Here is an 11367-nt window from a genome sequence, read left to right as displayed (position 1 = left end):
TTTTGGTATTCCCACTTCCGAGAGTCACGCGCTTATTGCGGGCCTGACGGGTGCGGCTTTGGCCGTGCACGGAGGCTTTGATGGCGTCAACGCTGATCAATGGGTGAAGGTCGTCTACGGCCTTTTGCTCTCTACCTTACTCGGATTTTTCTCGGGCTGGTTCTTATCGAAGATAATACCGCCGCTTTGCCGCAATGCCGATCGCGTGAAGGCAAACGAGTGGTTCCGTAAAATGCAGGTGCTTGGTGCTGCTGGTATGGCTACCATGCACGGTGCACAAGATGGTCAAAAGTTCATGTCAACCGCCATGCTTGCGATTTTGTTTTCTCAGAGCATGAGTTCGGAAGGGGCGACGTTCCCTTTGTGGCTCATGATTTTGTGCGCCGCCATTATGGCTATTGGTACGGCCATTGGTGGTAAACGCATCATCAAAAAAGTCGGTATGGATATGGTAAAGCTCGAGCAGTACCAGGGCTTTGCAGCTTCGCTTTCGGCTACGGGAGCGTTGTTGTTGGCGACGCTTACGGGTCTTCCTGTTTCGACGACACACACCTCCTCAGCTGCCATGATGGGCGCCGGTGCCGCAAAAAATCCTCGTTCGGTCAACTGGGGTGTGGCAAAAGAGATGGTCTTTGCTTGGCTCTTTACCTTCCCTGGCTGTGGATTGATTGGTTTTATTCTCGCAAAAGTATTTTTAATTTTGTTCTAGTTCGATTCGGTTCCGTTTTGTTCGGTTGATTTGACTTTTAAGGAGCAGGCATGCCTCGCATCAAGAAAGAAGACCAGTTTTATACGATGCTCAAGGATTTAGTAGCAACTATTTCCGAAGCCGCGGATGAGTACGTCGCAATTTTCGAGAGCCTTCCCGAGTCTGCCTCGCGCATTCCGCAGATGAAGGTCTACGAGCACAGCTGCGACCAAAAGGTTTCGCGCATTTTGAAGGAACTTTACTCCTCGTTTATCACGCCCTTTGAGCGCGAGGATATTTCCGACTTGGCCTTCGCGATGGACGATATTATCGACAACATGAATGCCGTCTGCGAGCGCTTTGACCTGTTTAACATTGCTGACATGCGTAAAGAGGCTCCTCAGATGGCTCGTCTTGCTAAGCGCGCCGTTGAGGAAGTCAAAACGATGATTGACCACCTGCCGCACTACAAGACCGATCCTTTGGTTATGGAGATGTCCATCGCCATCGGTAATGTCGAGGACGAGGGTGACGTGGTTTACCGCAACGCACTGCGCCGTCTGTTCAACGATGAAGAGGCAGGTCGTTACACCTTGGCATGGCTTCGTATGTTTGAATTGATGGAGAAGTGCATGGATGCCTGCGATCACACGGCAGGTGTGGTACGCTCGGTAGTCATGAAGAGCGCTTAACCAAGGTCGTGCCCGCGTCTAGCGCTGGGCACTCGCTGTGCGCTCGTCACGAGTTAAGCTCGAAGCCGCACAAAACCGTACACAATAGAGCATAGAGGGTTGTATATGCAGAAAAAGAATTTGGACTGGTCAAGTCTTAGTTTTTCATACCAAAAAACCGACTACAGCTACGTCTCTTGGTACAAAAATGGTGCTTGGGATGAAGGTGCGCTGACTGAAGACCACAGTTTGGCCTTATCGGAATGCGCGGGTATTTTCCATTACTGCCAGGAAGTATTTGAAGGCCTTAAGGCCTATACCACCAAAGACGGAGACATTGTTTGCTTCAGACCCGATCAAAACGCGCACCGCATGGCTGATTCTGCGCGCCGCATTTGCATGCCCGCTTTTCCCGAGGATCGCTTCGTTGAGGCTGTCGAGAAAGTCGTGCGTGCCAACGTCGCGTGGGTACCTCCTTTTGGAAGTGGTGCGACGCTGTATGTCCGTCCCTTTATGGTCGCAACGGGTGACGTTATTGGCGTTAAGCCTGCCGATGAGTATCAGTTCCGCATCTTAGTGACGCCCGTTGGCGCCTATTACAAGGGCGGCATGAAACCCGTAAAGCTGCAGGTATCTGAGTATGATCGTGCAGCACCGCATGGTACGGGTAACATCAAGGCTGGCCTGAACTATGCTATGAGTTTGTATCCCAGTGTGCAGGCGCATAGCTTGGGGTACGCGGATAATATGTATCTTGATCCGCAAACACGCAGCTTTGTTGAGGAGTCGGGCGGTGCAAACTTCCTCTTTGTCAATGAGGCAGGCACCCTGGTGGTTCCTCAATCGGCAACTGATTCCATCTTGCCTTCGATTACTCGCCGTTCACTGGTCGATGTCGCTCAAAAGCTCTTGGGCATGAAGGTCGAGCAGCGCCCCGTGCGCTTTGATGAGCTCAATCAGTTTGTGGAGTGTGGTATGTGCGGCACAGCAGCGGTGATTTCTCCTGTTGGTCAGATTGATAGTGCCGATAAGAGCATCGTCTACGGTATGGAAGAAGTGGGTCCCGTTATGCGTAAGCTGCGCGAAAACCTGCTTGGCATTCAATCAGGTGAGCTTAAAGACAGCTTTGGCTGGGTGCACCGTATCACGCTTTAAACAGGCGATGGCGCCTTAAGGCTCCAAACCTAAGTGCAAACAACGCCCTGAAGCTCAAGCTCAAGCGTAACAGTAAAGTAAACAAAGAAGCTGGTAACCCATGGGTTACCAGCTTCTTTTCATCAGCGACTTCGCTGTGCTTATCTGCAGAACGCGTGGGCTCTAAGACGCATCCGCTTTAAGAAAGCTCGTTGACCAGGCGAATGTCGTCGTTACGATTTAGGCCCATAAAGCGCGCGGGCTTGGTCTCCACAAAATTGGGGTGCTTGCGCTCGTATACCGATAGCACCACAGTCCACAAAGGAATAAACATCGGATAGAAAGCGAAGAGCACGCTCGTGATCGGGGCTCCTGTAAAAGCAAGAATGCCAATAACCGAGGTTGACCAAGGGACAAGAGCAGGCATGATAGCACTGCTATTCTCCATATCAAGTGCCAGCGCCGTTCCAGTTCCCTCGCAGGTATCGCATAACTGCGAGGTAAGCATGATGCATACTACCTGATCGCAGGCGATGATAGCCGTCAAAATACTGGTGAGAAGAACACCGATAAAGGGCGTGGTACGCACCGAAACATTTTTAATAGCATCGCGCAGGTTCTTCAGAAGGCCCGTTCCGTTAAAGATGCCCGAGTAGGTGGAAGCAATGCTTACAATGCAGGTAAGCTCAAACATCGAGATAATGCCACCGCCGTTTACCATGGAAGCGATTTCGGGATCCTTGCATACGTACCCAAAGACAAGCAGGCGCGGGATATCGAGGATCGAGTTACCCTGCAGCGTCACGCAAATAACCAGTGCGCTCAGAAGGCTCAACATCATGTTCTTTTTAACCTCGACGTGCATCAGCGCAAGTCCGAGGACTAGCACAATAGGGATAAGCACGATGGGGTTGAGCACGAAGGCATTGCTAAACATGGTATGAAAATCGGGCGCCGCGGCATGCGATGCGCTCGAAAGACCAACCAGCGTAAAGACCAAAGCACTTGCGACAAAAGGAATGCTGGCGCTACGCATCATGCGGCCGATATTCTCGGCAATATCAGTATGCGTGAGATTGGCGATAAGGGCCGCCGAAGATGACATCGGTGAGCAGCGATCACCAAAGAATACGCCCGAAAGAATAGCGCCGCCGAGAAGGGCGGGCTCAGCGCCAAGCGCCTTGCCAATGGTAAAGCAGGCGACACCTGCGGTAGCTGCAGCACCAAAGGAACTGCCGCACAAAAAGGACATGGCCGAGCAAATAAAAAAGGTCGCCACGGTAAGCGTTGCAGGACGCATTAACGAGGCAGACCAGCTCGTGATAAAGGCAATGGTTCCAGCTGCGCGCCAGGTTGCTGTAAGCATACCAATGATGGCAAATAAGATGAGGACGTGTTGGACGGTTTTAAGTCCCTGCAGCGACATACCCAAAAGTTCTTGCGGGGAGTGCTTGCGCCACAGACCATAACCCAAAAAGAGAACGAGACCCAAAAGAAGCGATGCTACCAGCGGGGCGCCAATGACAATGCCCGTAAGCAAGAGCACCGCAAAGCTTAGTAATACACCAGTTTCAACCATAAGCTCAGTACAACTCCTCGGTATTGATAGGTTGAGAACACAAAGTACGCGTAAAGAATCGCTCAAGCGAGCTGAAGAATCACTTAGACGATCGGGAAAGGTTTTACCCCTTTCACTAGATAAAATACGTGCTACTCTTTTATGAGTCCAACTGTTAAAATTGATACGAAGTACAAAAAATACTGGTATGTATAAAACTCGAGCTAAGGCCAAAGGTAGAGGCGTTATACGGGTGATTTGAGCCCGCGTCACGGGACTGTCACAGGCGCTTGTATTTGTATATATAGTGAATATGGGAGAACGGTTGCCGTCGCGGCGGTAAATGTGCGGTAAGCAGTAGATACGCAGCGGGCGGTAGATACGCGGCGAGCACCAGGCTAGGCCAGGCAAGGCCAGCAAGCGCCAGGCAAACGCGCGCGGTAGATACACGCTCAGTGGTAAGGCGGTTGGTATGAATTTTCAGAGTATGGAATATTTTGTGGCCCTTGCCGAAGAGCAGAGCTTTACGCGCGCGGCAAAGCGTCTGCATGTCACGCAGCAAACGCTTTCGGCGCACATTGCCTCGCTCGAAAAGGAACTGCGCGTGAAGCTCGTCAACAGGCGCATTCCGCTGACGCTCACCGCTTCTGGCAACGAATTTTTAAATTTTGCGCGCCGTTTTCGTAACGAGCAACGTGACCTTCGTCACGTCTTTGACGATATCGCGGGCGATAAACGCGGTCTTCTCGCCGTGGGTATCGCGAGCACCCGAGGCCACCTAATCATGCCCAAAACGATTGCCAGCTATCGCAAGCGCTACCCCGATATTCGTGTCAAGATTTACGAGGGCGAGAATACCGAGCTTCTTGATCTGCTCAAAGAGGGGCGCATCGATATGGCGGTAAGTACGATTTCCATGCCGCAACCGCAGCTTGTCGTGCGCGATTTGTACGAGGAGCATATCGTGCTGGTGATTTCGCGGCAGCTGCTTGACTCGCTGTATGGTGATCGCGCGCCGCAGATCGTGGAGGAAGTCAAGCACACGGGCAGCTTAAAGCTCCTGGAGGATTGTCCGTATCTGCTTCTGGGCGAGAAGGACGTCCCTGGCAAAATTGCGCGTCAAGAGTTCGAGCTCGCAGGCTTTAGGCCCCAGGTTGCGGTTTATTCGACCAACTCCGAGACGCTTTTCTCGTTAGCGCAATGTGGCGTAGGAGCAGCTTTTTGTCCCGAGGAAATGGTCAACGTCAAATTTAACGGCGATACTCCCGATGGGCTGTGCGTGATTGAGTTGTCGCGCCGCGGTCGCTTTAAGGTTTCGGCCGCGTGGATGAAGTCCGATCATGTGTGGAGTGTCATCGAGAGTTTTTATCAGGAATTGATGATTAATACCAATGATCGTCAGCGCCCCGACATAAAAACAAAATAGCTGCGCTATAGTACAACGCAGACAAACGCAAGGAAGGGATTTACCAATGGCCCAAAAAATCCAGGGAACCGAAGATCTGTACGGTGACTACATGCGCGCTTGGCAGCATATGCAAGATACAGCGCGCGAGCTCTTTGGTGCCTATGGCTTTGACATGATCGAAACTCCTGCGATCGAGCAGATCGACACCTTCGTGCACGGCATTGGCGAGTCTACCGACGTGGTGCGCAAAGAGATGTTTCGTGTGGTTTCGGGCGCGCTCTTTTCGACCTTGCTTGAAGCGGGAAGCGAGCATGGCTTAAAGCCGCGCCAGCGCATGGCGATGCGTCCCGAGGGTACGGCTGGCGTTGTTCGTGCAGTTGTCGAGAATAACCTTGTTCCCCAAGGCTCCTCTCCCGCAAAGTTTTGGTATGCCGAAGCGATGTTTCGTGGGGAGCGTCCGCAAAAGGGCCGCCTGCGTCAATTCCACCAGATTGGTCTTGAGTGGATCGGTGCGTCCGATGCTGCTTCCGATTCGGAATGTATTATTGTTTTGCTCGAGTTCTTTAAGCGTCTCGGCTTTGACCCAGCACAGTTGCATGTAGCCCTTAATTCGATGGGTGACGAAGCATGCCGTCCGGCATATCGCGAGAAGGTCCGTCAATTTATTGTGGATCACCAGGATGCGATGTGTGACGACTGCCTTGAACGCGCAAAGATTAACCCCTTACGCAGCTTTGATTGCAAAAATGAAGCTTGCCATGCCATTATGCAGCAGGCGCCTTTGGTGACCGACAATCTGTGCGATGCCTGCGTTTCGCATTATGACCAGGTCAAAGCCTATTTGCACAAGGCGGGCATTGCCTTTAGTGAAGATCCCACGCTGGTTCGCGGCCTGGACTACTACACACGTACTGTGTTTGAAATTGATGTCGTTGGCGCTGCAGTAGGTGCCATTGGCGGCGGCGGCCGCTATGACGGTTTGGTTGAGGTTTCGGGCGGAAAGCCCACGCCTGCCGTTGGTTTTGCGGTTGGCTTTGAGCGCATTATGTTGGCGTTGGCTTCTTGCGGGCATCCCTTGGAAATCCCGCAGCCATCCTGTGTGTATGTAGCCTATACGGACGCACCGCAGCGCCAGGCTGTTTTTGATGCGACACTTGCGTTGCGTCGTGCGGGCATCCGTGCGGAGGCCGACTATCAGGGCCGTTCGTTAAAGAGTCAATTTAAGCAAGCCGATAAACTCGGCGCTTCGCTGTGCGTCATTATTGGTGAAGATGAGCTTGCGCATAACTACTATACGGTTCGCGACATGCAGACGCACGAGCAGACTTGTGTTGAGGTCGACGGTCTTGTGGCCTTTGTGAGCGAGCACTGCTAAGTCGCGGCTTGTCGTCGCTTCAGACGTTGTGCTGGAGGTATGTGCGTTGTTTTTTTGCGCTGCGTTTTTTAGTGAAGGGATTCGAGAAAGCCACCGTAACTCCGTTGCTATGGACGGGTATGGTGCGAATTACAAAAAATGGCGTTACACACGTGCTTCTACCGTCTGTAACGCCATACATACGCAAGCTCAGGTAAATAATAAAAGTTCAAAGTTCAGGGCCAGACGCGCACTTAAGTGCGGGCTCAAACGCGACCTAGGTTCGAGCTCAAATATGAACTATTCTTTTTGGCCTTTTATTGATGCATAGAATTTTGCACTTGCGAAGACATCTTTAATAGTATTGCCACAGATAAAGGGGACAGCCATAAATTCATCTAAAGAAGCAACTAAATCGCTACAGTCAATGTAATGATTCTTTTCGTTAAGCTTGCTGGTATCCTGTGCTCTCCACGCTTGAAAGTTTGCGTCGGTGAGATAGTACATAGCACTGCCGACTTTCATGTAAATGGAGTGGTTAGCATGCAGGTAATCTACCAGCTCGCCGTAATTTAACTCGAGGGGTTCCTGTGCTCTTTTTCCCATGGTTGATCCTTTCTGTACGGGGACAACTCCTAAGGGGAGATCTACACGTTTATCGTACCGCGATCGACCACTAATATTGTTTCTCATCAAAGGGTTTTAGGGTAACGGATTTTCTTATCGGCTCAAAGGTAGCTACGAAGTAAATTTTTGTGTGTGCGTAGGCGTGTTGTGCGAATGCTGGTAGTATAGAAATCTATGCGCACTGCGAACAAAGCGTGCGCTTTCGCATACGATTTGCTGTCTACAAAACGCATGCCGTCTTACTACAACATCACCCGCCCCGGCACGGGGTGATATAGACGAAAGGAAATACATGTACTCTATGCACACGCACGACTGTGGTCAACTTCGTACAAGCGATATTGGCGCACAGGTAACCCTTACGGGATGGGTCGCCCGTCGTCGCGACCACGGCGGTCTTATCTTCATCGATTTGCGCGATCGCGCGGGAATTACGCAGATTGCCGTCGATCCCCACCATGCCGATGGTGTGCCATTTCATAAAGCCGAGCAGGTACGCGGCGAGTGGCCGCTAAAGGTGAGCGGCGTTGTGCGCGTTCGCCCCGATGCAAACCCTAAGCTCGCAACAGGCGAAATAGAAGTGCTTGCTAGCGAGCTTGAGGTACTTAACACATCAAAAACTCCGCCATTTCCCATTGAGGATGACATCGATACCGCCGAGGACCTGCGTCTTCGCTATCGCTATTTGGACCTGCGTCGTCCGCACATGATACATAATCTGCAGCTGCGCTCTGACTTTACCTTTGCCATCCGTCAGGCGCTGCATGACAATCACTTTACTGAGGTCGAGACCCCTGCGCTGTTTAAGTCCACGCCCGAAGGCGCTCGCGACTTTTTGGTGCCGAGCCGCACGCAGCCTGGTCATTTTTATGCGCTGCCGCAGTCTCCGCAACTCCTTAAGCAAATGCTGATGATCGGGGGTATCGAGCGCTACTACCAAGTCGCTAAATGCTTCCGCGATGAGGATTTGCGCGCTGACCGTCAGCCTGAGTTTAGCCAGGTTGATATCGAAATGAGCTTCGTCGATGAGCACGATGTGATGGATGCACTCGAAGCGGTCTTATCGGCAGCCTTTGCCAAGGTCGGCGTCACGATGCCTACGCCTCTGCGTCGTATGAGCTATTGGGATGCCATGGACACCTACGGTATCGATAAGCCCGACACACGCTTTGGCATGGAGCTACACGATGTGACGGACGTGTTTGTGCAGTCGAAGTTTAAGCTCTTTGCGAGCGCCTATGCTTCGGATGGTCAGTACACGAAGGCTATTAATGCGCGTGGTGCTGGTGTTTGGCCGCGCTCGCAGATTGATAAACTCGCTGGAGTTGCTGCGGGCTTTGGCGCAAAAGGTCTTGCGTACATTGCGTTTCGCGCTGACGGGAGCGTGACGAGTCCTATCGCTAAGTTTTTGTCGGATGACGAGATGGACGGCATTCGTCGCGAGATGGACGTACAGCCAGGCGACCTGGTGTTGTTCGCCGTGGGCACGCGTCTTGAGTCTGATAGCATTTTGGGCGGCATGCGCAATTACATGGCTGATGAACTGCAGGTTCCCCGCGAGGGCCATGACTTTTTGTGGGTGGTTGATTTTCCGCTGTTCCACTGGGATGAGGATCGCCAGGCCTACGCTGCCGAGCATCAGCCCTTTACTCAGCCGCAAGAAGACCAGCTCGACCTTCTGGACTCCGATCCGTTGGCGTTGGGTTCGCACACCTACGACTTCGTGATGGACGGATACGAAGCAGGCGGCGGCGGCATGCGTATTCACGATGCCGCGCTGCAAATGCGCATCTTGAAGAAGCTTGGCTTTGACGAGAAGACCGCCCGCGAGCAATTTGGTTTCCTCATGGAAGCGCTTGAGTTTGGTGCTCCTCCCATGGGTGGCTTTGCGTTGGGTCTGGATCGTGTGTGTATGCTTCTTGCTGGTGCGGATTCCATTCGCGACGTCATGGCATTTCCAAAGACGACCTCTGGTTCGGATTTGATGAGTGCAGCGCCAAGCGAAGTTTCGGACAAGCAGCTTAACGAGGTGTCGTTGCGATTGCTGTAGGGTGCGCGCGACTCCGCCTGGCGAGCTTGCCCCTAAAGTTTATATAAGACATCCCTGTCATCGTTATACCGATAACAAAATCTGTATATGATGTCAGGGATCTTTTTGTTGCTGCTATATTTCGGCGTCGTATACAGTAAATGATGCATAAAAATCTCAGTTTAAATAAAAATATAGCTGCCGCTCCGCAGTTTTTATCTAAGATAATAAGTTAAATCTCAAAAAACTCGCAGCATTATGCGATACATTACATATTTTTGTTCGCGCTAAAGAAAATCCGTGTAAAAAAGCAAGTATGCCATAACAGAGTTATCGAAATTATTGATAACCAAAAGTATTTTTTGGATGGTACATTGTTCCAACTTACCGTGTTCACTTGTTGGTAAGCGTCTGATAGATGCAAGCGAATACTTATTATACCAAAGGAGGAACTATGAACACAGAAGTAAAGCTTCCGCCCCCAGCACCATCGGCGTGCGCTTTCGTCCGCGCTGGGACAGGGGGGCGTCTTCGAATTTGGTAATGCAGAAATCAAGGCCTTCACGATTAACGGTTTGATTCCAGAGCCACTTACGCCAAAACCCGAGGTCAAGCCACTGTTGATCCCACGACCTCAACAACACCCACGGCCGCTACGGACGCTCTTGCCACTCTGTCCGTCGTTCCTGCCGATAAGACCGCCAACTCACCTACGTCTACCAGCGCAAAGCCAGCCGTGGCAGCGCATGGCCTCAAAAAATATACGCATCGGGATGTAGAGCCTGAGATTTAGGCCCGCAAGCCCTATGCAAGCCCTACAAAAGAGAACGAAGTTCAGCAGCCTCGACTGTTTTATCGTCAACAGACGTTCCGACAAAGTAGTCAGGAAATTGCTGCATAACGCTGTCGAGGTGTTGCACGTAGGCGTGGATTTCTCGATGAATGGTTTGGTTGAGCCCGACGGTGTTTTGAATGCCCAGAGCGATGAAGGTATACAACTCCTGATAGCTGTGCGTCGTGGGCGTGATGAAGCCATGTAAAAGTGATATGTAGCGTAGGCGCTCGAGGGACACAGTTGCTTGATACAGCACGTCCCAGACGTAGCCTTTGTGGGCTTCTCGGTAAAGCATTTCCAAAAATTCGCTGGAGACGCGCGCATAAAGATGCACGTCATCGAGGGTTTTGATGAGTTGCTTTTGGACAGCGATGTTTTCTCTGAGGTTGGCGAGAAGATCTGGCGAGGCGTTACCGATGAGCTGGCCCATGACGGTGGGTTCGACCACACTGCGCAAAAAGATACCCTGGCGCAGCGTTTGCACATCAATGCGCGAGACATGCGTGGCTGATTGTGGTGTGACATCTACGAGGCGTCTGTCGCGCAAAAGACCAATGGCTTCGTGGACGGGCGTACGCGAGATGTTGAGTTTCTCAGCAATATTGCGCTCTCGAATCCAGGCTCCAGGTGGCATATGCAGCATCAAAATGTTGTATTCAAGCACGCGGTAGGCATAGGCCGAACTCGTCTCGTTGCGAAAACGCTTGAGAATGACAAACTGAGGGGGTAGCGCTTGCGCCTTGTGAGATGAGGTATGTTCTTGTGGCATAAGCGCGCTCATGAGACCTCCAGCTCGAATACTCAACGTGATACAGAGAAATCTATTACTCAGTATAACAAGCACATAAGGTTTTATGAGTGGTACCCGCGGACGGCAAAAGCTACTGCAAATACACCCCATTGCCACGTCCTTTGTTGACTTTCCAACAATAGTTAAGATGTTTTTAAGACTTTTCTGTAGCACTTTGAAAAATGAGTTAACCATAGTTGCCTTGAAAGTTTATGAGCGCTAACATGATGAAACGAGATTAACGTGGGTGATTATGCCTCAGCATATGAATTT

The 11367-nt window shown here is 51.4% G+C and carries 10 protein-coding genes; 6 read left to right on the top strand and 4 right to left on the bottom strand.

The genetic code is table 11. The features are described from left to right. From HMPREF3192_RS05605 to HMPREF3192_RS05595, 3 genes are all read left to right on the top strand, one after another. Positions 1-709, top strand: a 709-nt coding sequence (locus HMPREF3192_RS05605) for an inorganic phosphate transporter (protein WP_066306275.1), incomplete at its 5' end; no start/stop codon positions are given. Positions 710-759: 50 nt separating this feature from the next. Continuing rightward, positions 760-1380 (top strand): DUF47 domain-containing protein, encoded by a 621-nt coding sequence (locus HMPREF3192_RS05600; protein ID WP_066306273.1) that lies wholly within the window; start codon positions 760-762, stop codon positions 1378-1380. A gap of 105 nt (positions 1381-1485) precedes the next feature. Beyond that, positions 1486-2514: a branched-chain amino acid aminotransferase gene (locus tag HMPREF3192_RS05595; protein ID WP_066306271.1), complete on the top strand. Its 1029-nt coding sequence runs from the start codon at positions 1486-1488 to the stop codon at positions 2512-2514. Positions 2515-2692: 178 nt separating this feature from the next. Here the strand turns inward: HMPREF3192_RS05595 and HMPREF3192_RS05590 are convergent, their stop codons facing one another. Further along, positions 2693-4072: a Na+/H+ antiporter NhaC family protein gene (locus HMPREF3192_RS05590; protein WP_066306270.1), complete on the bottom strand. Its 1380-nt coding sequence runs from the start codon at positions 4070-4072 to the stop codon at positions 2693-2695. Positions 4073-4523: 451 nt separating this feature from the next. Here HMPREF3192_RS05590 and HMPREF3192_RS05585 point away from each other — a divergent pair, with 451 nt between their 5' ends. Both HMPREF3192_RS05585 and hisS read left to right on the top strand, forming a co-directional pair. Next, the gene (locus HMPREF3192_RS05585; protein ID WP_066306268.1) at positions 4524-5477 is read left to right on the top strand and encodes a LysR family transcriptional regulator; all 954 of its coding nucleotides are present in this window, start codon (positions 4524-4526) and stop codon (positions 5475-5477) included. Positions 5478-5523: 46 nt separating this feature from the next. Beyond that, a complete protein-coding gene (hisS, locus tag HMPREF3192_RS05580) occupies positions 5524-6834 on the top strand; it encodes a histidine--tRNA ligase (RefSeq protein ID WP_066306265.1) in 1311 nt (436 codons plus the stop codon). A 279-nt stretch (positions 6835-7113) separates the two neighbouring features. On the opposite strand, the gene HMPREF3192_RS05575 is transcribed toward hisS, so the two are convergent. Then, positions 7114-7419 carry a CDP-alcohol phosphatidyltransferase gene (locus tag HMPREF3192_RS05575; RefSeq protein WP_066306262.1) on the bottom strand — a complete coding sequence of 102 codons (306 nt, stop codon included), beginning with the start codon at positions 7417-7419 and terminating at the stop codon, positions 7114-7116. A gap of 313 nt (positions 7420-7732) precedes the next feature. Here HMPREF3192_RS05575 and aspS point away from each other — a divergent pair, with 313 nt between their 5' ends. Continuing rightward, entirely contained in the window at positions 7733-9490 is a 1758-nt protein-coding gene (gene aspS, locus HMPREF3192_RS05570; protein WP_066306260.1) for an aspartate--tRNA ligase, read from the top strand. A gap of 588 nt (positions 9491-10078) precedes the next feature. Here aspS and HMPREF3192_RS06845 read toward each other — a convergent pair. Further along, positions 10079-10225 carry a hypothetical protein gene (locus HMPREF3192_RS06845; protein ID WP_156422893.1) on the bottom strand — a complete coding sequence of 49 codons (147 nt, stop codon included), beginning with the start codon at positions 10223-10225 and terminating at the stop codon, positions 10079-10081. A 59-nt stretch (positions 10226-10284) separates the two neighbouring features. Then, entirely contained in the window at positions 10285-11085 is an 801-nt protein-coding gene (locus HMPREF3192_RS05565; RefSeq protein WP_066306258.1) for a GntR family transcriptional regulator, read from the bottom strand. Positions 11086-11367: the final 282 nt, after the last annotated feature.

It is taken from the genome of Atopobium deltae (assembly GCF_001552785.1).
Classification (GTDB): Bacteria; Actinomycetota; Coriobacteriia; order Coriobacteriales; family Atopobiaceae; genus Atopobium; species Atopobium deltae.
Note: the sequence above shows the minus strand (reverse complement) of the source record. Positions and strands in the feature narration are given on the sequence as shown.

Bases quoted from the DNA above. Each gene is read 5' to 3' on its own strand.
- HMPREF3192_RS05600 (WP_066306273.1), top strand. From the start codon at position 760: ATGCCTCGCATCAAGAAAGAAGACCAGTTTTATACGATGCTCAAGGAT.
- HMPREF3192_RS05595 (WP_066306271.1), top strand. From the start codon at position 1,486: ATGCAGAAAAAGAATTTGGACTGGTCAAGTCTTAGTTTTTCATACCAA.
- HMPREF3192_RS05590 (WP_066306270.1), bottom strand. From the start codon at position 4,072: ATGGTTGAAACTGGTGTATTACTAAGCTTTGCGGTGCTCTTGCTTACG.
- HMPREF3192_RS05585 (WP_066306268.1), top strand. From the start codon at position 4,524: ATGAATTTTCAGAGTATGGAATATTTTGTGGCCCTTGCCGAAGAGCAG.
- hisS (WP_066306265.1), top strand. From the start codon at position 5,524: ATGGCCCAAAAAATCCAGGGAACCGAAGATCTGTACGGTGACTACATG.
- HMPREF3192_RS05575 (WP_066306262.1), bottom strand. From the start codon at position 7,419: ATGGGAAAAAGAGCACAGGAACCCCTCGAGTTAAATTACGGCGAGCTG.
- aspS (WP_066306260.1), top strand. From the start codon at position 7,733: ATGTACTCTATGCACACGCACGACTGTGGTCAACTTCGTACAAGCGAT.
- HMPREF3192_RS05565 (WP_066306258.1), bottom strand. From the start codon at position 11,085: ATGAGCGCGCTTATGCCACAAGAACATACCTCATCTCACAAGGCGCAA.